Source organism: Devosia sp. T2-14 (assembly GCF_055397495.1).
In genome coordinates, this window is the sequence record NZ_AP027921.1 from 1,342,975 (window position 1) to 1,366,950 (window position 23,976).

Annotated in this window: 19 protein-coding genes, 1 tRNA gene and 2 pseudogenes; 18 read left to right on the forward strand and 4 right to left on the reverse strand. The window is 60.5% G+C overall.

From position 1 onward, the window contains the following. Positions 1-4: 4 nt before the first annotated feature. From ACZ5WT_RS06670 to ACZ5WT_RS06710, 9 genes and pseudogenes are all read left to right on the forward strand, one after another. Positions 5-1,531, forward strand: a complete 1,527-nt coding sequence (locus tag ACZ5WT_RS06670; protein WP_464286595.1) for a type I restriction-modification system subunit M — start codon at positions 5-7, stop codon at positions 1,529-1,531. Then, a complete protein-coding gene (locus ACZ5WT_RS06675) occupies positions 1,521-2,798 on the forward strand; it encodes a restriction endonuclease subunit S (protein WP_464286596.1) in 1,278 nt (425 codons plus the stop codon). The genes ACZ5WT_RS06670 and ACZ5WT_RS06675 overlap by 11 nt, the downstream gene beginning before the upstream one ends. Next, positions 2,795-5,763, forward strand: a pseudogene (locus tag ACZ5WT_RS06680) (type I restriction endonuclease subunit R). Before ACZ5WT_RS06675 ends, ACZ5WT_RS06680 begins: the two are co-directional and overlap by 4 nt. Beyond that, positions 5,760-6,500 carry a M48 family metallopeptidase gene (locus tag ACZ5WT_RS06685; protein WP_464286597.1) on the forward strand — a complete coding sequence of 247 codons (741 nt, stop codon included), beginning with the start codon at positions 5,760-5,762 and terminating at the stop codon, positions 6,498-6,500. The pseudogene ACZ5WT_RS06680 and the gene ACZ5WT_RS06685 overlap by 4 nt, the downstream one beginning before the upstream one ends. A 120-nt stretch (positions 6,501-6,620) precedes the next feature. Then, positions 6,621-7,367, forward strand: coding sequence for a hypothetical protein (locus ACZ5WT_RS06690; RefSeq protein WP_464286598.1), 747 nt, complete (start codon positions 6,621-6,623; stop codon positions 7,365-7,367). An 88-nt stretch (positions 7,368-7,455) separates the two neighbouring features. Then, entirely contained in the window at positions 7,456-7,674 is a 219-nt protein-coding gene (locus ACZ5WT_RS06695; protein ID WP_464286599.1) for a hypothetical protein, read from the forward strand. Then, positions 7,674-9,821 (forward strand): VapE domain-containing protein, encoded by a 2,148-nt coding sequence (locus tag ACZ5WT_RS06700; protein WP_464286600.1) that lies wholly within the window; start codon positions 7,674-7,676, stop codon positions 9,819-9,821. The genes ACZ5WT_RS06695 and ACZ5WT_RS06700 overlap by 1 nt, the downstream gene beginning before the upstream one ends. A gap of 399 nt (positions 9,822-10,220) precedes the next feature. Next, on the forward strand, positions 10,221-11,429 hold the full coding sequence (locus ACZ5WT_RS06705; protein ID WP_464286601.1) for a tyrosine-type recombinase/integrase: 1,209 nt from the start codon (positions 10,221-10,223) through the stop codon (positions 11,427-11,429). Further along, positions 11,422-11,757 carry a DUF3223 domain-containing protein gene (locus ACZ5WT_RS06710; RefSeq protein WP_464286602.1) on the forward strand — a complete coding sequence of 112 codons (336 nt, stop codon included), beginning with the start codon at positions 11,422-11,424 and terminating at the stop codon, positions 11,755-11,757. The genes ACZ5WT_RS06705 and ACZ5WT_RS06710 overlap by 8 nt, the downstream gene beginning before the upstream one ends. 229 nt (positions 11,758-11,986) lie before the next feature. On the opposite strand, the gene ACZ5WT_RS06715 is transcribed toward ACZ5WT_RS06710, so the two are convergent. Beyond that, positions 11,987-12,256, reverse strand: coding sequence for a helix-turn-helix domain-containing protein (locus ACZ5WT_RS06715; protein WP_459094296.1), 270 nt, complete (start codon positions 12,254-12,256; stop codon positions 11,987-11,989). A 74-nt stretch (positions 12,257-12,330) separates the two neighbouring features. On the opposite strand from ACZ5WT_RS06715, the gene ACZ5WT_RS06720 reads away from it, so the two are divergent. Next, positions 12,331-12,795, forward strand: a complete 465-nt coding sequence (locus tag ACZ5WT_RS06720; RefSeq protein WP_464286603.1) for a hypothetical protein — start codon at positions 12,331-12,333, stop codon at positions 12,793-12,795. Between the two features lie 212 nt (positions 12,796-13,007). On the opposite strand, the gene ACZ5WT_RS06725 is transcribed toward ACZ5WT_RS06720, so the two are convergent. Beyond that, a tRNA-Gly gene (locus ACZ5WT_RS06725) sits at positions 13,008-13,082 on the reverse strand. 206 nt (positions 13,083-13,288) lie between these two features. Here ACZ5WT_RS06725 and trxA point away from each other — a divergent pair. Genes trxA through ACZ5WT_RS06740 form a run of 3 tightly spaced genes read left to right on the forward strand, consistent with a single transcriptional unit; the run spans position 13,289 to position 15,159 of the window. Continuing rightward, the gene (gene trxA / locus ACZ5WT_RS06730) at positions 13,289-14,239 is read left to right on the forward strand and encodes a thioredoxin (RefSeq protein ID WP_464286604.1); all 951 of its coding nucleotides are present in this window, start codon (positions 13,289-13,291) and stop codon (positions 14,237-14,239) included. An 11-nt stretch (positions 14,240-14,250) separates the two neighbouring features. Further along, positions 14,251-14,919 (forward strand): LON peptidase substrate-binding domain-containing protein, encoded by a 669-nt coding sequence (locus tag ACZ5WT_RS06735; RefSeq protein ID WP_464286605.1) that lies wholly within the window; start codon positions 14,251-14,253, stop codon positions 14,917-14,919. A 3-nt stretch (positions 14,920-14,922) separates the two neighbouring features. Further along, entirely contained in the window at positions 14,923-15,159 is a 237-nt protein-coding gene (locus tag ACZ5WT_RS06740) for a Trm112 family protein (RefSeq protein ID WP_464286606.1), read from the forward strand. Position 15,160: 1 nt separating this feature from the next. On the opposite strand, the gene ACZ5WT_RS06745 is transcribed toward ACZ5WT_RS06740, so the two are convergent. Next, positions 15,161-16,381, reverse strand: coding sequence for an FAD-dependent monooxygenase (locus ACZ5WT_RS06745; protein WP_464286607.1), 1,221 nt, complete (start codon positions 16,379-16,381; stop codon positions 15,161-15,163). A 292-nt stretch (positions 16,382-16,673) separates the two neighbouring features. Here ACZ5WT_RS06745 and ACZ5WT_RS06750 point away from each other — a divergent pair, with 292 nt between their 5' ends. From ACZ5WT_RS06750 to ACZ5WT_RS06765, 4 genes and pseudogenes are all read left to right on the forward strand, one after another. Then, positions 16,674-17,012, forward strand: coding sequence for a P-II family nitrogen regulator (locus ACZ5WT_RS06750; protein WP_035101987.1), 339 nt, complete (start codon positions 16,674-16,676; stop codon positions 17,010-17,012). A 20-nt stretch (positions 17,013-17,032) separates the two neighbouring features. Continuing rightward, a pseudogene (locus tag ACZ5WT_RS06755) lies at positions 17,033-18,363 on the forward strand (ammonium transporter). A 312-nt stretch (positions 18,364-18,675) separates the two neighbouring features. Further along, complete coding sequence (locus ACZ5WT_RS06760) at positions 18,676-21,420, forward strand: DNA translocase FtsK 4TM domain-containing protein (RefSeq protein ID WP_464286608.1); 2,745 nt, start codon at positions 18,676-18,678, stop codon at positions 21,418-21,420. Positions 21,421-21,613: 193 nt separating this feature from the next. Further along, positions 21,614-22,237 carry a LolA family protein gene (locus ACZ5WT_RS06765; protein WP_464286609.1) on the forward strand — a complete coding sequence of 208 codons (624 nt, stop codon included), beginning with the start codon at positions 21,614-21,616 and terminating at the stop codon, positions 22,235-22,237. A gap of 78 nt (positions 22,238-22,315) precedes the next feature. Here ACZ5WT_RS06765 and ACZ5WT_RS06770 read toward each other — a convergent pair whose 3' ends face one another. Next, positions 22,316-23,128 carry an undecaprenyl-diphosphate phosphatase gene (locus ACZ5WT_RS06770; protein WP_464286610.1) on the reverse strand — a complete coding sequence of 271 codons (813 nt, stop codon included), beginning with the start codon at positions 23,126-23,128 and terminating at the stop codon, positions 22,316-22,318. A gap of 185 nt (positions 23,129-23,313) precedes the next feature. On the opposite strand from ACZ5WT_RS06770, the gene ACZ5WT_RS06775 reads away from it, so the two are divergent. Further along, positions 23,314-23,919, forward strand: a complete 606-nt coding sequence (locus ACZ5WT_RS06775; RefSeq protein ID WP_464286611.1) for a glutathione S-transferase family protein — start codon at positions 23,314-23,316, stop codon at positions 23,917-23,919. Positions 23,920-23,976 lie beyond the last annotated feature (57 nt).

Below are 23,976 nucleotides of genomic sequence, written 5' to 3' on the forward strand. Positions count from 1 at the left end.
AATCATGGCCAAACTCACTCGTACTGAACTGGAAAATCATCTCTGGAAATCAGCCGACATTCTGCGCGGTTCCATCGATAGCTCCGATTACAAGATCTACATTTTCGGCTTTCTGTTTCTAAAGCGACTGTCTGATCGTTTTGAGGAAGAGGCCAAAGAGGCTATCCGTCAGGGCCTGCCGGAGAATGTCGCCTATAGCGATCCCGACGAGCATGAATTCTTTCTGGTTGAGCGCGCGCGTTGGTCTTCGATCAAAAAGCTGACGACGGGCATTGGCGACCAGCTCAACAAGGCATGTGCCGCGATTGAGGATACTAACCCCTCGATTGAAGGCGTGCTGGCCAATATCGACTTCAACTCCGAGTCGCGCCTTGGCGATGCCAAGAACCGCGAAGGTGTTTTGTCCCGCCTAATCGATCACTTCTCGCGCATCGACTTGTCGAATGCCTCCCTGTCCGAGCCGGATATGTTGGGGCGCGCCTATGAATACCTGATCGACAAGTTCGCGGACGACGCAGGCAAGAAGGGTGGCGAGTTCTATACCCCTCATCATGTCGTGCGGTTGATTGTTGAACTGCTGGACCCGAAGCCCGGCATGCGCATCAGCGACCCCACCTGCGGCTCAGGCGGCATGTTGGTTCAGGTCGCAGAGCATGTGGCGAAGCTTGAAGGCAAGCGGCTGGGTGAAGCGCTCAACATCACCCTGCATGGGCAGGAAAAGAACCTTGGCACATGGGCCATCGCCAAGATGAACCTGCTGTTGCATGGTCTTCGCGATGCGCGGATTGAAAAGGGCGATACGATCCGCAATCCGCGCCTGCTCGATCAGGACGGCAACCTATTCCTTTATGATCGCGTCATCGCAAACCCGCCATTCTCGCTAGATAGCTGGGGCGCGGACGATGTCTCAGGCGATACCGAGAAGAAGGGGCACAATCGATTCATCTATGGCATCCCACCCAAGAACATGGGCGATCTGGCCTTCGTTCAGCACATGGTGGCGACGCTCAACGCCACGGGTGTATGCGGCGTAGTGATGCCGCATGGTGTGCTGTTCCGTGGCTCGGGCGATGGCCGCATCCGCGAAGCGATGCTGAAAGCCGATCTGTTCGAGGCGATCGTCGGCCTGCCGGAAAATCTATTCGCTGGTACTGGCATCCCCGCAACCGTCTTGATCCTCAACAAGGCGAAAGCGCCCGAACGCAAAGGCAAGGTCCTGTTCATCCACGGCGCGAAGAAATTTGAGGAGCGGCCCAAAAAGAACATCCTTGGGGAAGGCGATATCAGGGACATCCGGGACGCCTTCCGCGCCTGGAAGGATGAGGACCGCTTCTGCCGCGTCGTCGATATGAAAGAAATCGAAGAGAACGATTTTAACCTCAACATCTCCCGCTACATCGACACGCTGGAGCCCGAAAAACCGATCAATGTAAAGGCCGAGCTCGCCAAGCTCTGGGACGCTGAAAAGGCGCGCGACGAGGCTGCGGACCGCATGAACTCCCTTCTCAAGGAGATGGGTTATGCAGGGTGACACGAAACGCTTGCGTGAACTGATCTTTGAACGGTCGCAGCGTTTGCGCGAAGGCGACGTGTTGCCCGTTGTTAGTGTGACCAATCACAATGGTATCCAGCTGGCATCAGAAACTTTCTCCCGCCAAGTCTACAGCCGAGAATTGACCAACTACAAAGTTATCAAACCAGGTTGGTACGCCTTTAATCCATCGAGGGTGAATGTTGGCTCTCTAGCTCGAAACAATTTAGGGTATGATGTTTGCGCGTCGCCGATGTATACGGTTTTTGAGTGCACTTCTCCTGAAGTTGTCGCAGACTATTTGGATGCTTTCCTTACAAGTTCCAGATTTACCGAGCGGGTAGCAGCCAATCTGCAAGGCTCAGTTCGAGACGCGCTCAGCTTTGATGCACTTCAAACATTTCCGATCCATCTTCCCCCAATCTCCGAGCAACATGCCGTCGCGGAAGTCTTGGGTAAGATTGAGGGCACAATCACCAAGACGGAGGCACTGATTGCTGTGCTCGCGGAAGCAAAGCACGCGACTATGCGTGCATTGCTGACACACGGCATTCGACCCGAGAAGGCGTCGATGAAGCCGTTACCCGCGCGCTGGGTGCTTGGAAGAGTGGCCGAGGGTATCACGCATATCCCGGCAGATTGGGATCTCGTGACGTTGACGAAAGTTGCCAAGCTCGAAAGCGGTCATACGCCTGACCGCAAAGAGCCCACCTACTGGGACGGCAATATCCCTTGGATATCACTGCAGGATGCCGACGCACTCACCAAAGTGACCATCTCTGAAAGCGCCGAAACCATCGGGCCGTTGGGCTTGGCCAACTCGTCGGCACGGATGCTCCCGGCGGGGACTGTTGTGCTTCAGCGAACTGCAAACGTCGGTCTTGCTTCGGTAATGGGGCGCGAGATGTGTACCAGTCAGCATTTCGCGAACTGGATCTGCGGAAACAAGCTTGATCCCTACTACCTTCAGCAGGTCTTTCGGCACATGTCGCGTGAGTGGGGGCGTCTTGTCGCTGGGAGCGTCCTGCCTGACATCTACATGGGAACCTTCAAGGCATTGCAAATTCTTCTCCCTCCGTTGGAGGAGCAGAAGAAAATTGGTGAGGTTGGCGTCGCCTTCGACACGAGGATTGAAGAGGAGCGAGGGGCGTTGGGCGTCCTGAATAAGAACCGCGCGGCTCTTGCTCAAGAACTTCTATCCGGTCGCGTCCGCCTTCCTGATAGCGTCATTGCGCGGCATCGTGACAAGGCTGGGCAAGCGGCATGAACGAGACCAGCGAGCAGTTAGAGCGTGAATGGGTGGAAGAGCCGGCGGTCGATCTGCTGCGAGTGCTGTTCGACTATAAGCCGTTGACCCCAGACGACGTGCGGCGGTTGCGGGACGGGCTGGCAACAGAACCTGTTTTGACCGTCCGCCTTACGGAATGCCTGAAGCGCCTCAATCCTTGGCTCGGCGACGACGGCGTTCGCCGCGCCGTTGCGGCTGTCACGCGTGTTAGCGCTATCGATGTGATGGAAGCCAACGAATACGCCTATACGGCCCTCACCTATGGCGTGACCGCACCTCACACTGAAGGCGGCAGGCGACAGGACCGCAATGTGCGGTTCTTCGATTTTGGGGACCCATCCGCCAATACGTTCGAGTTCGCGCGGCAAGTCACCGTTAAGGGCGCGCGCCAGGACATCATCCCTGATATTGTCGTTTACGTGAACGGCCTCCCGCTCGCTGCCATAGAATGCAAATCGCCTTCGCTAGCCGATCCGATGGGCGAGGCGATCCGCCAGTTCCGCCGTTATGAAAGCCGTGATGAATTCGCCGGGCTTGGCGCTCCCCGCCTATTCGAGACGGCGCAGATTTCCATCGCGCTGGCGCGCGACGTGGCGAAATACGGCACGACACTGACCCCAGCTCGCCAATGGGCTGAGTGGAAAGATCCCTATCCGTTCACGCTCGATGCGCTCGCGGCACAATTGGGTCGAACCCCAACGGGGCAGGACATACTGCTCGCTGGGCTTCTCGCACCGGCCAATCTGCTCGATCTCATCCGCAACTTCGTCGTGTTCGAAACCATCGACGGGCGGCGCATTAAGAAACTGGCGCGCTATCAGCAGTTCGTTGCCGTTGGCAAGGCGATAGAGCGCATCCGCATTGCACCCAATCCGCAGCGCCGTGGCGGCGTCATCCACCATACCCAAGGCTCCGGTAAATCGCTGACGATGGTGTTTCTGGCGACCAAGTACGCCGCTTGCCCGAGGCCGAAAACCCGACAATTGTCATCGTCACGGATCGAACCGACCTTGATGACCAGATCACCGGGCAGTTTCAGCGATCAGGCTTCGCCAACCCTATCCAGGCCGAAAGCGGGGAAGCGCTGCGCAAAGCTCTGTCGGGTGGTGCTGGAACGACCGTTCTGACGACCGTTCATAAGTTTCACAGCGCCGTACCAAAACGCTCTTCGGTCATTTCCAAAGCGCGGAACGTCTTCGTCATGGTCGATGAAGCGCACCGCACGCAATATGGCGCGCTTGCCGCCCGGATGCGCGCGGGGCTGCCCAATGCCTGCATGATCGCCTTCACCGGCACACCTATCGACAAGAAGGATCGCAGCACCCGTGAAGTCTTCGGCGACTACCTGCACCGCTATCTGATCGACCAGGCTGTGAAGGATGGGGCAACCGTCCCGATCTATTACGAGATGCGCGATGCGCAACTTCGGATCGATGGGCGTGATCTCGAACGGGATATTCGGGCCACGTTCCCGGAACTGTCTGACGAAGAGATTGAGAAGCTGAAGCGCGGCATGCGCCTTCAAGAGAAATTGGCCGGAGCGCCGGTTCGTGTAGAGGCCATCGCTAAAGACATTCTCGCGCATTATCGAAGCACCATCGAGCCGAACGGCTTCAAAGCGCAGATCGTGACGGTCAGCCGAGACGTCGCCGTAACCTACGTGGAAGCCCTGCGGCAGCTTGGCTCGCCTGAATGCGCGCTGATCATGTCCGCATCCAACAATGACAGCGCCCGGCTGCAAGCCCATCACCTGTCCAAGCGTGACCGCGACACCTTGATTGGCCGGTTCAAGAAGCGCGACGATCCGCTAAAAATCTTGGTCGTGTGCGACATGCTTTTGACCGGCTTTGACGCGCCGGTAGAGCAGGTTTTGTATCTCGATGCGCCACTGCGGGAGCATACGCTTTTGCAGGCAATCGCGCGCGTGAACCGCACCGCTGAAGGCAAGACTTATGGGTTGGTCGTCGACTATTGGGGCGACAATCGGCGCATTTCCGATGCCCTGGATATGTTCTCAGACGAAGACGGCATAGCCAGTGCGCTGCGCCCGCTTTCCGAGAAAGTCCAGCTTCTTGAAAGTCGGCATCGAGCGGCCATTCGGCTTTTCGAAGGCATTAGCCGTGAGGACGATACGGCGTGCGTTGAACTACTGCGTCCAGATGACATTCGCGCCAAATTCGAACTCGACTTCCTGCGCTTCGCCGAAGCCATGGACATGGTGTTGCCCGACCCCAAGGCATTGGAAGAACCCTATCCATCCGACCTGAAGCGCCTATCGCGCATTCGTGTTCTCGCCCGCCGCGCCTACCACGAGGAGCCATTTGACCCGAAGGACTATGGCGCGAAGGTCGGCGAGATCATCACCAGCCATCTCTCGGTGACGGGTGTCCAGCAGTTGCTGGTAAAATTCGATATTCTCGACCCTGCTTTTCGTCCGTATCTGGAAAGCCTTCGGTCGAGCGATGCCAAGGCGGCGGAGATCGAGCACGCCATCCGCCAGGAAATCCACGTCCACCGCGACGAAAATCCCACGGCCTACGCCTCGCTCTGGGAACAGTTAGAGCGGATCGTCAACGACAAGCGCGAAGCTCGCGTTTCCGCCGCCAGCGCGTTGACCCAGCTTGAAGCAATGGTGGGACAAACCGCAGATATTCGCTCGGGCGCGGCGGGTAGGAGCGACGGCCTCACTGGAACGGCTGTCGCCATCCTGCCCTTCATTGACGCCGATCTGCCAGATGCCGAGCGCTCTCGGAGCGCTGCCGGTATCACCAAGGCGCTCGAAGAATATGCCGAAGTCGTTGACTGGCATCATAAGGAGGACGTGCAGCGGCAGATGCGTCGATCCATCAAGGAGCAGTTGCGCAGCTTGGGACTGGATGCGCACAAGGTCGAAGCCTCGACGGCAAAGATTATGGATGTCGCCCGCGCGAGGTATGCAGGATGACGGACGCGGCTCAGCATACCATCGTCTTTGGCGGTGAAACGTTCGCATTCCTGATTGAGCGGACAGCGCGCCGGAAAACCGTGGCGATATCGGTTGGGTTCGATGGGGTGCGCGTACTCGCACCGTCAGACCTGGATGATGATCGCGTCCTTGGCATCGTTCGCAACAAAGGCGCTTGGCTGCTTCGCAAACAGGCGGCGTACCGCGAGCTTGGGGGACAGCCGGTTGCAAAGGAATTTGTGAGTGGCGAGACCTTCCACTATCTCGGCCGCCAGTATCGCTTGAAGCTCATTCCCGACGAAACCGCCGTCACGACCCGGATTGCCGCGAGAGGTTCAACCCTTGTCGCGCCGGTGCTGCCGAACGGACATGCCGCCGTTCAGCGCGCCGCTGTCCGCAGCGGTCTCAGACACTGGTATCGAGCCCATGCGAACCAGCATTTTCCTGCCCGTGCGCGAATGATCGCAGAGACGCTTGGCATTCCGACACCGACCGTCAACGTCGTAGACCAGTCAAAGCGCTGGGGAAGTTGCGATGCGCGAGGACGCATTCGCCTGAACTGGCGCTTGGTGATGGCACCGATGCCATTGGTCGACTACGTTATTGCTCATGAAGCTTGTCACGTTCTAGAGCACAATCATTCTCGGCGTTTTTGGCGCTCGTTAGAAACGATCATGCCGGACTACGAGGATCGCCTAAGAAGACTTGATCGAATGGGGCACCAATTCATTTGGTGAAGTCGTGCCCTCGCTGCATACACGCCTACGTCGCCTTTCCCCCATTTCCTCCATACGGTAGCTTTTGGGGCGCAGCCAGCTACGTGCGCGCATGCGCGGAAGCAACGCAAAGGATCAGGCGTGCCCTACTTCTTCGAGGTTCTGACTACCCCCCTAGATAACGACCACTTCTGGCAGCGTCTCGAGGAAATCTGGCGCATTATGCACGACGATCTGATGGGCGTTCATTTTGAAACCGAGGAGGAGGCGCTCGAAAAAGAATACCGTAAATCGCTCGATCCGGATGATCTGAGATTGGATAGCCTGTTCGTCGCGCGTTATCGCCTAACCGATGATCGTGAGAATCTACTTCTGTTTCACGGGCGTGGTCTTGAGGCCCTTGCTGAGACAGAAGTCGCGATTGCGAACCGCGCCATGACCGCTCAATTCATGCACGAGTGGTCTGCTCTGTTAAGTTGCCATGGATTTGTCACCGCAGCGGTAATGGCACGGGGCCCTGATGTAGAAGGCAAGCGAGCGGGTCTGGCTGGTGCCGAGGTAGTTAGTCTAGATCAGCAAAGACAATGGTTTGCCCACTATTTTCTTCGGCTGCGTAGCTCATTCGCCTCTAGGGGCGAAACTGAGGAAGCAGTTTGGTCGCTGATCAACGCCATTATTGAAGGCAGCATTCATATGGACCCGCCGCCAGATGTCTTGTGGTTTGAGAAGTTCTTAAACCTTGAAAGGGACGCGAAGGCGAACCCCCACTTTGGCCAGCTGACGTACGCGTTTCGTGAAAACCGGCTGTCTGTGAAAACGATGCGCCGCCTAGTTGACCTCCCATCTGATCACCTGCCGCCCCTAAACCTAAAAGTCCCCAGACCCTAGGTGTGCAGAAGATTTGTCGCGCCAGTTCGCAGGATAACGTTCCTGTCGATGGCGCCGTCGACACTCCTCAATCCACAGGATGTCGATCATGCCAACTCCGTTTCCTCCTCGCTCAACGAGCCAGCATTTTGAGCAATTGGTAACCCTCAAGGTCGCGGCGGCCCATTTCGGCTTGCCCTACTTCAAGGTGCAGCGCGCCGCTCGTGCTGGCATCATTCCCACCTATTTCGTCTACAATACTCGTCGTCTGGTGAAGCTGTCCGAGGTAGGGGCAATCATCAACTCTTCCCGCCAGGGAGGTGTATGATGGCACAGCTGTTGCACGATACCCCCGCCGCCGTCCGCTTCTTGCGAGGCATGCACACTGACCGTGCTCTGCATTTGGTCGCAATACATGCCAATGGTCGTGTCGAGGCAATCACCTTTGAAGCTGATGCCCACGAGAGCGCCTTTCATTGGCTTGACGCCCGTCAGGGCGTAGCAAACCTCTACTTTCAGGTGAACGAGTCATTGCCCGGTGTGCGTAATAAAAAGGCCAAAAAACAAGACATAGCGACGGCTCGACACCTCCATGTCGATATCGACGATCCGGAGGCTCTGCCGCGCATTCAAGCCTATGAACCGGCCCCTTCGGTGGTGCTGTTTTCAGGTGGTGGCTTCCAGGCTTTTTGGACTTTGTCGGAGCCCACCACAGACTTGGAGGGCGTCGAACTCCGAAACGCCAAAATCGCTCAGGACCTGGGTGGAGATAATTGCCACAACATCGACCGCATCATGCGGGTGCCTGGTACGATTAACATTCCCAACGCCAAGAAAAGGTCGCAGGGTAGGGTGGAAGCGCTAGCCTATGTGGTCGAACGGCACGGCAATTTTGATCTGCGTTACAGCGCGCATGACTTCCAGCCGCTTGTCGCCGCCGAACCAGCAACTGAGGTGCATCTGAGCACGATTCCAGCTCATATCGAACTGGACACGCTGCCGGATTCCGTCAGTGAGGAAACCCGCCAACTAATCATTCATGGAGATGATCCCAGTAGCCCAATGGGTGAAGCCGGCGCCCGATACCCCTCGCGCAGCGAAATTGTATTTCGTGTCATTTGCGACTTGCTAAGGGCGAATGTTGCGCACGATGTTATCGCCTCACTGCTTCTGGATCAGGCCTATGGCATTTCCCAATCTGTCCTCGATAAGAAGCAGCCGGAACGCTATGCGCTGAAGCAGATTCGCGCAGCCCTAGAAGCTGTTGCGGGCGGCTGGCCAGACGCGACCAGCAAAGGCCCCAGGCCCACCTATCGCAACACGGTTATTGCGCTCGATAGGCTTGGTTTGGAGGGGCAGCACGATGTGTTTCATCACCGTAAGCTAATTTCCGGTGATGCACTGCAGGGATATGCCGGGGAGCTTAGTGACGACCTATGCGCGGTAATCCGTTCGGCCATCATAGACCAGTTTGGTTTTGATCCGGGGAAATACAACGTCATTGAAGCAGCGAATGTCATTTGTCTTGAGAACAAAGTTCATCCGGTAAGCGACTACCTGAATCTGCTGAGGTGGGATGGACAGGAACGCGTACCGTCCTTGCTCAATCATTACTTTGGAGCAGAGGACACGCCACTGCATCGCGCAATGTCGCGAGCGGTCATGGTCGCCGCAGTTCGGCGGGTTCGTCAGGCGGGCAGCAAGTTCGACACCGTGCTCGTACTCGAAGGCAAGCAGGGCAGCGGAAAGTCAACGGCCATCAGAATCTTGGCAGGCGACTCCAATTTTGCTGATCAGGATATTCTTTCTGTCGATGCAAAACAGCAGATCGAATTAATCGAAGGTGTTTGGCTTTTTGAACTGGGCGAGCTTTCGGGGATGAACAAGGCCGATATTGCTCGGCTGAAGGCCTTCGTCTCCCGCCAAGTTGACCGTGGCCGCCCCGCATACGGTCGATATCGCGAGGACCGACCCCGCCAAGTCGTGTTCATCGGAACGACGAACCAGGGCGCCTATCTGCGGGACACAACCGGCAACCGCCGATTTTGGCCGGTGGCCACCACGACAATCGACACCGACGCCTTGGCTCGGGATCGCGATCAACTTTGGGCCGAAGCGGCGCACCTCGAAGAGCAGGGATTCAGCGTCGTCTTGCCTGAGGAGCTTTGGGCAGATGCTGCAGCCGCCCAAACAGCCAGGCTAGAAGAGCATCCTTGGCACGACATTTTGAGCAACGCGGAAGGCTCGGTGGCAAATGGTCTGGAGCGGATCACCACTGAAGAGATATTCTCGGATCTGCTTCACCTCCCGCCAGGCAGCCGCCAGCCCTTTCAGCAGCAGCAGATCGGCAGCATTATGATTTCGCTGGGTTGGTCCGGCCCAAAACGAATTCGGGTAGGCGGCAAGGTTTTGCGTGGATACGAGCGACCGTCCAGGGAGCCGAACCGTGAACAAAGGGCCAGGCAAAAATTTTAGCTGTAGCGGCGTGGCATATGTAGCGCCGCCACAGTGAGTGGTGGTGTGTGGGCACCGGGCTGCCGGACCCAGCGGCCCCCTGGCCGTAGCACTGCCACAGCCGCCACATGCGCTACGCCGCGATCCCAACCCGAATGGGCGTGGAATCCGGCACCGTTCTTGAACACCGCGAGGCCCCGTCCGCCGGGACCTCCAATCCTCCGAAAAACACGCTGCAAATATCCTCTGAGGCCGCGTGGTTCCTTTGCGGTTCCACGCCGGAGCGCCGAGAAATTGTGCGCGATATATCGCCCGTGTTTTCCTGTTTTTGGTTGAATTCACAATAGGTTAAACGCAATGAACCCTGTAACTGTCTCCATCACCAAGCGGGTGCGTCGTCGCCTCCTTGCCGGTGGTAATATGGTTGAACTGACCCGCTGGTTCGCCAATTTCCGCGACCCCGATACCGGGCAGCGTAAGCTCCCCTCGTTCGAGACGCGCCGCGAGGCGGAAGCTTTTAAGACCCAGCTGCTGAGCAAGGTGCATGCGGGGGTCTATGTCGATCCCAGCCGTGCCCCGACGGTTGCCGAGGCGGTGGCGCATTTCCTTGCCAACCGAGAAACCGAGGTCAAAGCCTCGACGCTGTATGGCTATCGGGTCGTGGCCAAGGCCATTACCGGCCCGCTGCTCGAAGGCACGATGCAAGAACGCGCTGAATACGCCATGTCAGGTGAATTGCCCCGGCGCGATGCCCGGTTGCTGAAAATGCTGGGTGAGGTCTCAACCGCCGATCTCACCACGGCGGATATTCGTAATTGGCATCGCACCGTCATGGAGCAAGTGGGGCGGTATACGGCCAACCGTGCGCTCTCGATGCTGAAGGCGGCGCTGGCCCTGTGCGAGGAGGATTATCGGGTCCGGGCTCCCGCCATGCCCTCCAATGTCGTGCGTCGGCGCAGCAAGGTCAAAAAGACCATTCTGACGTCGGAGCAGGTGGGTAAGCTCCTTGCCCAGGCCAAGGCCGACACGCATCGCGGCATCTACTACGCGTTTCCTTTTCTCACCGGCACCCGCATCAGCGAGCAGCTGGGCCTGTTGTGGGAGGACGTGGATTTTGACGGCAATGGCATCCACGTCCGACGCATTCAGGAGCGGGACGGCAGCCTCACCGAAACCACCAAGACCGAGGCGGGCCAGCGGGAAATACCTATGACGGCGACGCTCCGGGAAATGCTGCTCGCTTGGCGCTTGGCGTGCCCCCGGCAGGACGGCAAGCTGCATCGGGTATTTCCTGGCCCCGGTCGCCTCCAACCCTGGCCATTGCCGCGCAAGGACGGTGGCGGGCCGCTGCTCTACCAGAACTTCCGTAAACGGTTCTGGGTGCCGGCGTTCGAAGAGCTCAAGCTGCCCTATGTGACCCCACACGCGGCGCGGCATAGCTTCATCTCGACGCTGCAAGCGCAGGGGGTGGAGGTGGGCTTGGTCGCCAAACTGGCGGGTCATGCCAATGCCAATGTGACGCTCGGGCATTATACCCAGGCCGTTCGCGGTGGCGCTGACGCGATGGGCCAGCTTGACCGGGCTTACACCAACGGCGGCACTGCCACGCAGGAGGTGAACCATGGGTAAGGCCCTGCCGATCCGGATTGCGGGTATCGTCTTTTCCTCACGAGGTCAGGCAGTGGCTCACTGCCGGCATATTCTCAACGAGGGCGCGATTGGTAGCCGTATATGTGGTGCAGATGCGGAGTTCGTTGAACACCTATGGCTCAATCGGCCCGATAAGTTGGAAGAATTCGCCGGTCGGCGGGTTGTCGGTTTTGAACGCCGCTATCGTGCGGGAGTGGAAAACTGGACCCGGTGTTTCTGGGCGGTGTTTGAGGACGGTGAGGCGGCGGATTTCAGTTTCGCGAAAGCGCTGTCCAACATTGTGAGCGCTCAGCATCCAATGCGATAGAGCAAAGGCCCTGCCGCCACTACGGCGGTGGGCCTTCCGCGTGCCGTGGGCGGTGGCCGGCACTGCAGGCCCGTCCACCCGCTCCCGGCCACGGGTGTATGCCTCCCGTGGCCGCGCCACCATGCTAGTGGCGTACGGGGGCGGCTGGCCTCAGCCTCCCCCCACCTGCGCTAACGAAACAATATACGAAGGGACCCGTTCGGGTCTGCGCCATATCCGGGGGTCGTTGTCACGATGCCGGACGTTTGCTCGCGCGCTTTTTTATGGGAGGAGCGGACATGGGTGCTTCATCGCTTTCCTCCAACAATTGCCCAACTTTCACATCCAACGCTTGCGCCGTGTGCCATAGCGTCAGTGCGGTGGGATTGCGCCTGCCAAGCTCAAGAGCGCTGATATAGGCGCGGTCTACGCCCATTCGCGCTGCTACAGCGTCTTGAGACAGATCTGCCGCGAGACGGTAGCGCCTGACATTCTCCCCGATGACCCGTCGCACATCCATGCGACATAACGAGCAAAATTGTGCACGTTAGCGCGACGCACTATAATGCTCGTTATCAGATTCCGGGAGTGAGCATGAAAGCCCATACAATCGTGATCGCCGCCTTGGCGTTGATCTCCGCGCCATCGGTTCAGGCTGCGATTATTCTGGAGGTCCAGCCAGACAAATTCCAGTTTGAAGGGCCAACGGATAAAGTGAGCTACGACGGGAAGGCATTTTTATGTGACTTCAAAGATGCTGCCTATGTTTCAACAGATGGTATGCTTCAAGCCGAGCGATCATTCGACTGGTGGAAATGGGATCGGTCGAGCAGCTTCCTCTTCGAAAGTTCAACGGGTGTGATGACTACCCAAGAAAAGACCGAAAAATGGGTGGTTCTCCGGCAAGCCTCTAATCATCGTGATCTGCTCGCTCACTTGCCTGACGCAGACCCGCTTTTAAACCAGCTCCGTATTTTCACATACACGCAGCCGATGCGGTTCTGGCTGACCGATGGTGCGGATGTTTATTCCGGCACCTGCAATATGGCTACGAATTGAGGAGCGCTCCTGATGGAACCCGATGGGAACCACGGACTCCAACCAAGTTGATTCGGTCCAGCCAAACGGCAAGTCATGCTCCTCGGAGGGAACGTGCCTGGCAGAGGTTTTGGATTGGGTGATTCGCGGCAAAGGCCCGGAAAACGGCCAGAAAAACCAAAGGCCGGGCAATAAGCCCGGCCTTTTGTTGCCACTCCCAGATTGGGAGGATTTGGAGCGGGCGATGGGATTCGAACCCACGACCCTAACCTTGGCAAGGTTATGCTCTACCCCTGAGCTACACCCGCGCTCCGTTTCGTCGGCGGCTGCGCTTGGCACCCCGTCGACGAGCGCCTATATGCCCAATCGATATTCCGATTGCAACCCACTTTTTGGCAAGATCGTCATCTTCGTGTCTGCTTGTGGATAGAAGGGCTTGTCACGTCACCGTTTGCGGGCGCAAGAAGAACCGCGAATTTCCCAGTTTGCCTCGTTGGAAGGGCCTTTTTCAGTCATGTCCACCCCGTTCAATGGCATTGCCGCCGCTCCCCAATCCGCAGCGCCCGTCGCCGCCCTGATCAAGGATTCCACCGATCAGGCCTTCAAGGTCGACGTGATCGATGCGTCCAATGAAGCCCCGGTCCTGGTGGATTTCTGGGCGCCATGGTGCGGCCCCTGTCGTCAGCTGACGCCGGCCCTCGAAAAAGTGGTCAATGAAAAGGCCGGCGCGATTCGGCTGATCAAGATCAACATCGACGAGAACCCCCAGATCGCCGGTCAGCTCGGCATTCAGTCGATTCCGGCCGTGTTCGCCTTTTCGGGCGGCCGTCCGGTCGATGCCTTCATGGGCGCTATGCCCGAGGGCGAGCTGCGCCGATTCGCCGACAAGGTAATTGCCGGCGCCCCCGCTGCGGGTCCCGCCGAAGGCTCGATGGAAGCCCAGATCGCCGAAGCCGTTGCCGCGGCTCAGGACGCACTGGCTGCGGGCGATCTTGGCCGCGCCGCGCAGATCTTTGGCATGGTGCTGCAGCACCAGCCCGACCATGCGGCATCCCTGATCGGGCTGAGCCAGGTCTATCTGGCCGCTGGCGAGACCGAGCAGGCGCAGGCAACCCTCGACATGATTCCCGAGGCCGGCCGCACGGGCGACGCCTATGCGAGCCTCGTCAATTCGATTCGCCTGCTCGGCGAAGCGGCCAATCTCAGCGAAACCGCCGCGCTCGAAGCCGCCGTTGCCGCCAATCCCGATGATCATCAGGCCCGCTACGACCTGGCGCTGGCGCTCAATGCCGAAGGCCGCCATGTCGAGGCCGCCGAGGCGCTGGTGGCCATCTTCAAGCGCGATCGCACCTGGAACGAAGACGGCGCGCGCAAGAAGCTGCTTGAGTTCTTTGACGCCTGGGGCCCCAAGGACCCGGCGACCAACAAGGGCCGGCGCATGCTGTCGGCGGCCCTGTTCTCGTAGGAAACGCGACTATGCCCAAGCGTCCAGCATCGACGGCCGATCTGCCGAAATCCGTACCGGTCTTTCCGTTGTCGGGCGCCCTGCTGCTGCCGTTCTCCCACCGCCCGCTCAACATATTTGAGCCGCGCTATATCGAACTGGTGGACGCCGCCCTGCGTGGTGACCGCCTGATCGGGCTGATCCAGCCCGAAGACACAAGCGAGGAAAGCCCCAAGGGCCGCAGCCCGCTGCAGGCCATCGGATGCCTTGGCCGCCTCACTCATTTCGAGGAAAGCGGCGAGGGGCGCTACTTCATCATCCTCGAGGGGGTGACGCGCTTCCGCCTGGTGCATGAGCTGACGGTGATGACGCCCTACCGGCAGGGCGTCATTTCCGCCGATGAATTCGCGTCCGATTTCACCCGCGACTTCGGCGAAGACGCGGTGGATCGTCCGCGCTTCGTCAAGATGATGCGCGACTATGCCGAATTCGCCAGCATCGAGCTCAACTGGGAAGAGATCGAGCGCACCGGAACGGCCGACCTCGTCAATTTCTGCTGCATGGTCGGGCCCTATGGCCCCGCCGAAAAGCAGGTGCTGCTGGAAGCCCCCACGCTCGAGCAGCGGGCCGAAACGCTGATCGCCATGACCGAATATGAAATGGCGCGTGGTGGCGGAGGCGGCGCGGCGCCGCTGAACTGATCCATGAACCAGCCGCCCGCCAATCCGCGTCATGTGTTCGAGGTCAAGACACTCGAAATGCTGGTCTGCCCATTGACCAAGACGCGCCTGTCGCTATCGGCCGATCGCAGTGAACTGGTGTCGGTCGCGGCGCGCCTGGCCTTTCCCATTGTCAGGGGCGTGCCTTTGCTGAGCCTTGAAGAAGCCCGCAGCATCGAGCCCGAGGAATTGCGGTTGTTCCGCGACGCCAGCCACGACTAGCCTAGATCGGCAGGCCGCTCAGCAATTTGGGCCCACGGCCCGAAATTCCGGACGCGGTGCGAATCAGCGCCGACTTGACCGGGCCCGCCCGGTCGACCAGCCCCAGGCCGAAATCGCGGATGGCGCGCACCGGGGCGATGTCGTTGGAAAACAGCCGGTTGAGCGTATCGGTCATCGCCGCCATGCTGGTGGTGTCGAGCCGCCGCCAGCTCTGATAGCGCTCCAGCACATCGTCGCTCCCATGGTCGAGCCCAAGCCGGATGGCCTCGACCACCACTTCGGCCAGCGCCGCCACGTCCTTGAGGCCGAGGTTCAGACCCTGTCCGGCAATGGGATGCACCACATGTGCGGCATCGCCCACCAGCGCCAGGCGCGGCGCGACGAAATCGCGGGCGATCTGCAGGCGCAGCGGAAAGCCCATCAGCTTTTCTTCGGTCTTCACCGCACCCAGCGATGATCCCATCACGGCCTCGATTTCCGCCGCCAGCTCGTCCGCCGGCATGGCGAGAAAGCGCGGCGCGTCTTCACTGCGCTCGGTCCACACCAGCGATGAGCGATTGCCCGGCAGCGGCAGGCTGGCAAAGGGTCCGGCGGGGCGGAAATGCTCATAGGCCACGCCCTCATGCGGCAATTCATGGGCGATGGTGGCGACCAGCCCGGTCTGGCCATAATCGTGCCCGACGACGCCGATGCCCGCCATGCCGCGCAGGGCCGATTGCCCGCCATCCGCTGCCACCAGCAGCGCCGTCGTCAGCACGCGCCCGTCATCAAGCATCAGCCGGGCGGAGGTGGCGTCGGCCGTGTAGCCGGTAATGGTGGCTGGGGCGATGACTTCGATGCGGTCCTTGGCCGCCTCGAGCAGCACCAGCCCGCTGACGCTGTTGGGCACCATATGGGCAAAGGCTTCGCCGGGAGCCACTTCACCGTCAAAGGTCAGAAAGAGCGGCCGGGAAATATCATTCTCGCCGGAATCGGTGATGCGCATTGCCGTGATCGGCTGGGCGCCGGCGGCCATTTGCGGCCACACGCCCAGCGCCTCGAACACCCGGCGCACGCCGGCGGCGATGGCGGAAGCGCGATTGTCCCGCGGCACCGATAGCGGCCGGCGATCGACCAGGCCGACCCGTATGCCGCGCGCCGATTGTACCAGCGCCAATGCCAGCGTCAGCCCCACCGGACCGCCGCCAACGATGATGACGTCGAAACTGTTGCTCGCGCTCATTGCCATCTCCTGCATCGCTTCCTGACCCCTACGCCGAACCGGCCCGGCTGCCAACCGGCAGACCTCTCCTGCGACCCCAATGCAGTCGCGGACGTTGTGCTTAAAAAATACTCACGACCAAAAATCGCTGTGCAAAAAATATGCAACACGGCGCGAGGGAATAGGCGTCCATTTCGTGCAGTTCGGCAAGTCTTTGAAATCGCTTCAATAAATCAAGCGCGTCCAACTTGGCACGGCGCTTGAGTCTAGTTTGGCATTCCAGACCAAAGCGCCAACACGCAAAGGGGCTCGCATGAAACTGGTGATCGCAATTATCAAGCCATCACGCCTCGAAGAGGTTCGCCAGGCTCTCAACTCGCTCGACGTCCACGGCATGACCGTGACCGAGGTGAAGGGCTACGGCCGCCAGAAGGGGCATTCGGAAATCTATCGCGGCACCGAATATGCCGTGCATTTCCTGCCCAAGCTCAAGGTCGAGATCGCTGTCGATGACGCGCTCGCGGATGCCGTCAGCACCGCCATCCGCGACAGCGCTCAGACCGGCCGTATCGGCGACGGCAAGATCTTCGTGCTCGATCTGCTTGCCGTCACCCGTATCCGCACCGGCGAAACCGGCGCGTCTGCCCTCTAGCGTCCTCGGGAGAACCTGAAATGAAGATAACAAAGCTCTTGGGGAGCGCAGCCTTGGCCTCCCTGCTGCTGGCGTTGCCAGCCCTTGCCCAGGATGCGGCAGCCCCCGCCGCCGAAGCGGTGGCCACCATCGATAGCGGCGATACCGCCTGGATGATCGTCTCGACCCTGCTGGTCATCCTGATGACCATTCCCGGTGTTGCCCTGTTCTATGGCGGCCTCGTGCGGTCCAAGAATATCCTCTCGGTGATCACCCAGGTGTTCGGCGCATTCTGTATGATCGCCCTGCTCTGGGTCGCCTATGGTTATTCGCTGGCCTTTTCGGGCCCCGGCGAAGGCGGGCTCTCTTCCTTTATCGGCGACTTCTCCAACCTGTTCCTCGCCAATGTGAACCCCGATTCGGTGTCGGGCAGCATTCCCGAACTGGTCTTCGTGGTGTTCCAGCTCACCTTCGCCTGCATCACCGCGACGCTGGTGGTGGGCGGCATTGCCGAGCGCATGAAGTTCGGCGCTGTGATGGCGTTCCTCGCCATCTGGTTCACCTTCTCCTACCTGCCGATCGCTCACATGGTCTGGGCAGGCCCGGGCCTGTTCTTCAACATGGGCGCGCTCGATTTCGCCGGTGGCACGGTGGTTCACATCAATTCCGGTGTTGCCGCGCTGATCGCCGCGATCGTGGTTGGCCCGCGCCTGGGCTATCTCAAGGAGCCGATTGCGCCACATAACCTGGTCTTCACCTATATCGGCGCCTGCCTGCTCTGGGTTGGCTGGTTCGGCTTCATGCCGGTTCCGCCCTCGGGGCCAACGGTCTAGCTGCGCAAGCCTTCCTCAACACCATCACCGCCCCTGCTGCTGCCGGCATTGCCTGGGCGCTGGGTGAAAAGATCACCCGCGGCCACGCCTCTTCGCTGGGCTTTGTTTCGGGCGCCGTGGCTGGCCTTGTCGCCATCACCCCTGCAGCAGGCTTTGCCGGTACGTTCGGCGCCATAGTGCTGGGCGCCGTGGCTGGCTTTGTCTGCCTCTGGGCCGTCGTCACCCTGAAGCCCATGCTGAAATACGACGATAGCCTCGACGTGTTCGGCATCCACGGCATTGGCGGCATCGTCGGTGCGCTGGGTACGGCCATCGTCGCGGCCCCCGCGCTGGGCGGCTTTGGTGCCGAGGGCTACGACATGGGCGGCCAGCTCGTGACGCAGGCCCTGGCCGTGATTGTCGCCATCGTCTGGTCGGGCGTGGTGGCCCTGGTGGCCATGCTGATCGTCAAGGCCCTGTTCGGCGGCGTCCGGGCGACGGAGTCCAGCGAGATCGACGGCCTCGACCTGTCGAGCCACGGCGAGCGCGCCTACAACTGACCCGGCTGGCCCGGCGGCGTCTCCGTCGGGCCTCCTCCCTACCTTCTGCGATTGATCGTGGTGTGCGGCGCGTGCCCTCTTGGCCCGCCAAAGAGGCTTCCCCTCGCAAACCGCACGCGCCGTACGCCTCGCTCAATTGCGTTTCAACCCGCCGCGTTTATCGCAGCGCAACTGGCCCGCTCCTCTCCCGGAGTGGGCCTTTTTTCATGCGCCGCGGCCCGGCTTTCCCATGGTTAGCCTTGGGTTAACCCGACCATTCTAGCATGACGGCAAAGTGGGCCCGGAGTCGTCCGGGCAGTATTGAGTTCGCCCATGCCCAGTTCACCATCGCCAGTGCTCGACGAAATCCGTTCAGTTCCGCAGCGTTCGCGCGGCGGTGCCTCGAGAGCGGCACCGACCCCGCCGCCGGCGCTGTCGATTCGAATCCCGGTGCGCATCGCGGGTTTCATCCTACTTGGGCTGGTTGCGATCTGCCTTGTGGCGCTCGCCTCCTGGTCGGTCGATGATCCGAGCCTGTCCTATGCCACCGCCAAGCATCCGGCCAACTGGCTAAGCTATCCGGGCGCGGTGATCGCCGATCTGCTGTTCCAGGTGTTTGGCCTGGCCGCACCGATCATGCTGGTGCCACCAGCGCTCTGGGGCTGGACCTTTGCCCGCCGCCGCATGCCCACCAAGATGGGCCTGCGCGTCATTGGCTGGATTGGCGCCACCGTGCTCAGCGCAGGCGTGCTGTCGTTCTTCGCCATGCCCGATACCTGGCCGCTGCCCACCGGGCTCGGCGGGCTGGTCGGCAATGGCTTTACCGCTCTGGCGACCACCGTCACCGGCGAACAGCCGCAGGCGGTGACGGCCACGCTGTTTGCCATCATCATCGCCGTTCCGGCCTTTGCCACCTTCTGGATGGCCATGGGCCTGGGCAGCTCGGTTCCGACCGGCCCCAAGAAGGGTGCCGCTGGTCGTAAGGGGGCGGCCGCCGCTGCGGAGGCCGACGAGCCCGAAACCAATCCGATCGTCGATATCGTGCTCGGGGCGCTGGTGCATTGGGGCTATACCCTGCGCACCGCTTTCCGCCGGGCTCGCGAAAACCATGCCGAACGGCGCGCGGCCGATGCCGCCACCTGGCGCGAGGACGAGGTTGAGCCCAGCATGGATGGTCATGCCGAGCCCGAAGTCGAGCGCCGCGAGCCCTCCATCGCGCCGACGCAGCGCCGCATCCATGCCCCCGTCGAAGCCAGCTTCGAGCGTGAACCCGCCTTTGTGGAGACTCCGGCCGTGTCGCCGCGTATCAATGCGCGTCCGAGCTACGACGACAGCGAGATCGATTATCCCGAAGAGGCCGACGACGACACGCCCTTCGCGCCTGACGCCTATGTTCCCGAGCCGGCTGCCCCGCCCGTGGTCAATCACCAGCAGCGCGGCGATTCGCGCTTCACCCCGGTTGATCCGACCAAGCCTCGCGTCACCGCGCCCGCCCCGCGCCCGGCCCAGGGCCAGCGCATCGTGCGCGAAGCACAGAGCTCGTTCTTTGACGAGAGCAATGGCGGGTTCGAGCTTCCTTCGCTGAGCCTTCTGGCCGAGCCCAAGCACAAGGGGCCATCGCCCGAGCATGCGCCCGAGCGTCTCGAAGACATGGCGCGCCAGCTTGAAGGCGTGCTGGAAGACTTTGGCGTCAAGGGCGACATCATCAATGTCCGCCCGGGCCCCGTCGTGACCCTGTTCGAACTCGAGCCCGCGCCGGGCATCAAGTCGAGCCGCGTCATTTCGCTGGCCGACGACATTGCCCGCTCCATGTCCGCCATTTCCGCCCGCGTGGCGGTGGTCCCTGGCCGCAATGCCATCGGCATCGAGCTGCCCAATACCAATCGCGAAACCGTCTATTTCCGCGAAATGCTGGCCTCGTCCGATTTTGAGAAGATGAAGGGCAAGCTGCCCATCTGCCTGGGCAAGACTATTGGCGGCGAACCCGTCATTGCCGACCTGGCACGCATGCCGCACCTGCTCATCGCCGGCACCACCGGCTCGGGCAAGTCGGTGGGCATCAATACCTTCATTCTCAGCCTGCTCTACCAGATGACGCCCGAGCAGTGCCGCATGATCATGATCGACCCCAAAATGCTCGAACTGAGCATTTATGACGGCATCCCGCATCTGCTGACCCCGGTGGTGACCGATCCGCAAAAGGCGGTGGTGGCGCTCAAGTGGGCCGTGCGGGAAATGGAAGACCGCTATCGCAAGATGAGCAAGATCGGTGTGCGCAACATCGACGGCTTCAACCAGCGCGTCACCGAATCCAAGGCCAAGGGCGAGGTCATCACCCGTACGGTGCAGACCGGCTTTGATCGCGAGACCGGCGAGGCGATCTTCGAGAGCGAAGAGTTCGATCTCGAGCCCTTGCCCTATATCGTGGTGATCGTCGACGAAATGGCCGACCTGATGATGGTCGCCGGCAAGGACATCGAAGGCGCGATCCAGCGCCTCGCCCAGATGGCACGCGCCGCCGGCATCCACATCATCACCGCTACCCAGCGCCCGTCGGTCGACGTCATCACCGGCACGATCAAGGCCAACTTCCCGACCCGTATCTCGTTCATGGTGACGTCCAAGATCGACTCGCGCACCATTCTGGGCGAGCAGGGTGCCGAGCAGCTGCTCGGCAATGGCGACATGCTCTACATGGCCTCGGGCGGCCGCACCAAGCGCCTGCACGGCCCCTTCGTGTCGGACGCGGAAGTGGAAGCGGTGGTCAACCACCTCAAGAGTCAGGGCGCGCCCGACTACCTCGATTCCATCACCGAGGAAGAGGATGAAGGCGGCGAGTTCGGCGGCGAAGGCGGTGGTGGCGACGACTATGCCAGCTCAGGCGACGAGCTTTACGACAAGGCCGTCCATATCGTGCTGACCGACAAGAAGGCGTCGACCTCCTATGTGCAGCGGCGCCTGGCCATCGGCTACAACAAGGCCGCGACCCTGATCGAGCGCATGGAGCGCGAAGGCGTCATCTCGCCGGCCAACCACGCCGGCAAGCGCGAGATCCTGGTTGGCTCCGATCCCTATTGATCGCGGGCCAACTCACGCGCATTTCCCAATCCCCGCTCCGGCGGGGATTGGCGTTTCCAGCCTCATCGCCAGGGGCGTAACGTGCAAGTGAAGCGCGCGTCAGCCCCGCGCAATGGAACCTTCCAGCTGTTGCCGTAATTGGTTTCTAGTTACTCTGTTTTTGACATCACCTATCAGCCAGGAAAAAACCCTCATGATTCGCCGCGATGCCTTGCTGCTCGGCCTAGCCGCCGCTTTCTCGATGAGCGTTCCCGCCTGGTCGCTTGACCGTGCGCTGAGCCCCGAGGAGCAGCAACTCATCGCCGATATCGGCGCGCATAACTCGGCGATCCGCACCATGGTCGGCCGGTTCCTGCAGATCGACACCAATGGCGGGCGCACCGAGGGTACGTTCTTCCTTGAGCGCCCCGACAAGATCGCCTTCCGCTACGCCCCGCCCAGCCGCGAGGAAATCGTCTCGGTCGGCAAGGGCTTCTACGTGCTCAACCGGCGCGACGAGACCTATTACGCCTATCCGCAGGATTCGATCCCGCTGCGCCAGTTCCTCGGCGACAAGATCAACCTGCTCAATGCCAACGTGGTCGATGTGACCACCTCGGATGGCTATATCTCGATCACCGTGATCGACGAGACCGTGGCCGGCACCGTGCAAGTGTCGCTGGTCTTTGACACCGATTCCAAGGAATTGGTGCAGTGGAGCCTGGTCGAGCCGAGCGGCGCCGAGCTCACCTTCTCGCTCTTTGACGTCGAAAAGGACGTCAAGATCCCGCGGGCCTTCTTCTCCATCCCGGCCACCTATAAGCCGCTGGAACAGTAGACAGGGGCACAGCACCCACACAGAAAAGCCCACGGAGCGACCCGTGGGCTTCTTTTTTGTCCGGTGAGGCGGGGAGGGCTACTTCCCCATGAACAGCAGCGCGATCAGCCCTGCGCCACCCACCACGATGCGCCACCAGGCGAAGGGGGCAAAGCCGAACTTGCTGACAAAATCGAGCAGGTACCGCACCACCAGCGCGCCCACGACGAAGGCGGCGGCAAAGCCGATGGCGACATTGAGCGCGATCGAGCTGTCGATCAGGTCGCGGCTTTTGTAGAGGTCATAGCCAAAGGCGCCGATCATGATCGGCAGCGCGATGAAGAAGGTGAACTCGGCAGCAGCGCGCTTGGTGGCGCCAAACAGCATGCCGCCCACCACGGTCGCGCCTGACCGCGATACCCCGGGGACGAGGCTCAGCATCTGGAACAGGCCGATCACCAGCGCCACGTGCCAGGGCAGCTGGTAGATATCGTCATATTTCGGCTTGAGCGGCAGCCGGTCGACAATCAGCAGCACCACGCCGCCGATCAGTAGCGTCCAGCAGATCAGCTGCGCCGATTCCCAAAGCTCGCCCTGAATGTATTCGCGCAGCAGTACACCAACGACCACCGCCGGCAGGCAGGCCAGCACCACCGACAGCGCAAACTGCCAAGCATAGGCCTTGCCGGTGAGGGCATCGCGGATCAGCGTGACCAGTTTCGCAAAATAAACGGTGATAACTGCGAGGATTGCCCCGAGCTGAATTAACACGATAAATGTCGCTGGTTGGCTCAAACCGAAGAAATGACCCGCCAATAGCAGGTGTCCGGTGGAGCTCACGGGCAGGAATTCAGTAAGCCCTTCGAGAATTCCAAGGACCAGCGGCACAAAAAGACCTTGATCGGCGTTCATTTGATCCCCTAATTCAGTCCAACGAGCCTGTGGCGTCGGCAAGCTCTAACGTTGTTCGCAACGAGCGCCAAGCTGCTCCGCCGCAGTGCCTCAAAAAGAGACGAGCGTCACAAATGCCGAGCCTGCTGCATCATCCCCTGGACCCATCTTCGCGACTTATCCGCCTCATGTGCGCGGAATATGGCGTGCCGTTGGACATGGAGGAGATCAAACCCTGGTTGCGCGATGCCAGCCTGCTCGAAATCAATCCGGCGGCGACGCTTCCCATCATGCTCGGCGATGGCGACCAGCCGATAGTTGGCCTGCTTGCCAATATCCACACGGTGGAAGATCTCTATACGCCCAGCTCCGTCGCTGGCCTGATCCCGCCCGATCCGGGTCCGCGCGCCGAAATGTGGCGGATGATCGAATGGGTCACCGGCAAGCTCAATGATGAAGTGACCCGCTACGTGCTCGAGGAAAAGATCGTCAAGCGCGACCACAAGGGCGCGACCCCCGATCCGGCCGTGCTGCGCGTCGCCAAGGCCAACCTCAACGAGCACATGCTCTATTTCAACTGGCTGTTTGCCAACCGCGCCTGGCTCACCGGCGATACGATGACGCTGGCGGATTTCGCGCTGGCCGCGCATCTGTCGACGCTCGACTATCTGGGCGATATCGACTGGGGCAAGGCGGGCGAAACCCGCGACTGGTATTCGCGCATCAAGTCGCGCCCCGCCTTCCGCACCCTGCTCAACGACCGCGTCGTGGCCATGCCGCCGCAAAAGGGTTATGCAGATCTCGATTTCTGATCTCCCAGTGCGTGGGTCGGAAATGCCCGCCCGGGCGTTGTTAGAGTAGACCTCATC

Bases quoted from the DNA above. Each gene is read 5' to 3' on its own strand.
- ACZ5WT_RS06710 (WP_464286602.1), top strand. From the start codon at position 11,422: ATGGGTAAGGCCCTGCCGATCCGGATTGCGGGTATCGTCTTTTCCTCA.
- ACZ5WT_RS06735 (WP_464286605.1), top strand. From the start codon at position 14,251: ATGCCCAAGCGTCCAGCATCGACGGCCGATCTGCCGAAATCCGTACCG.
- ACZ5WT_RS06685 (WP_464286597.1), top strand. From the start codon at position 5,760: ATGACGGACGCGGCTCAGCATACCATCGTCTTTGGCGGTGAAACGTTC.
- ACZ5WT_RS06675 (WP_464286596.1), top strand. From the start codon at position 1,521: ATGCAGGGTGACACGAAACGCTTGCGTGAACTGATCTTTGAACGGTCG.
- ACZ5WT_RS06760 (WP_464286608.1), top strand. From the start codon at position 18,676: ATGCCCAGTTCACCATCGCCAGTGCTCGACGAAATCCGTTCAGTTCCG.
- ACZ5WT_RS06765 (WP_464286609.1), top strand. From the start codon at position 21,614: ATGATTCGCCGCGATGCCTTGCTGCTCGGCCTAGCCGCCGCTTTCTCG.
- ACZ5WT_RS06700 (WP_464286600.1), top strand. From the start codon at position 7,674: ATGGCACAGCTGTTGCACGATACCCCCGCCGCCGTCCGCTTCTTGCGA.
- ACZ5WT_RS06770 (WP_464286610.1), bottom strand. From the start codon at position 23,128: ATGAACGCCGATCAAGGTCTTTTTGTGCCGCTGGTCCTTGGAATTCTC.
- ACZ5WT_RS06695 (WP_464286599.1), top strand. From the start codon at position 7,456: ATGCCAACTCCGTTTCCTCCTCGCTCAACGAGCCAGCATTTTGAGCAA.
- ACZ5WT_RS06705 (WP_464286601.1), top strand. From the start codon at position 10,221: ATGGTTGAACTGACCCGCTGGTTCGCCAATTTCCGCGACCCCGATACC.
- ACZ5WT_RS06670 (WP_464286595.1), top strand. From the start codon at position 5: ATGGCCAAACTCACTCGTACTGAACTGGAAAATCATCTCTGGAAATCA.
- ACZ5WT_RS06750 (WP_035101987.1), top strand. From the start codon at position 16,674: ATGAAACTGGTGATCGCAATTATCAAGCCATCACGCCTCGAAGAGGTT.
- ACZ5WT_RS06715 (WP_459094296.1), bottom strand. From the start codon at position 12,256: ATGGATGTGCGACGGGTCATCGGGGAGAATGTCAGGCGCTACCGTCTC.
- trxA (WP_464286604.1), top strand. From the start codon at position 13,289: ATGTCCACCCCGTTCAATGGCATTGCCGCCGCTCCCCAATCCGCAGCG.
- ACZ5WT_RS06720 (WP_464286603.1), top strand. From the start codon at position 12,331: ATGAAAGCCCATACAATCGTGATCGCCGCCTTGGCGTTGATCTCCGCG.
- ACZ5WT_RS06740 (WP_464286606.1), top strand. From the start codon at position 14,923: ATGAACCAGCCGCCCGCCAATCCGCGTCATGTGTTCGAGGTCAAGACA.
- ACZ5WT_RS06745 (WP_464286607.1), bottom strand. From the start codon at position 16,381: ATGAGCGCGAGCAACAGTTTCGACGTCATCATCGTTGGCGGCGGTCCG.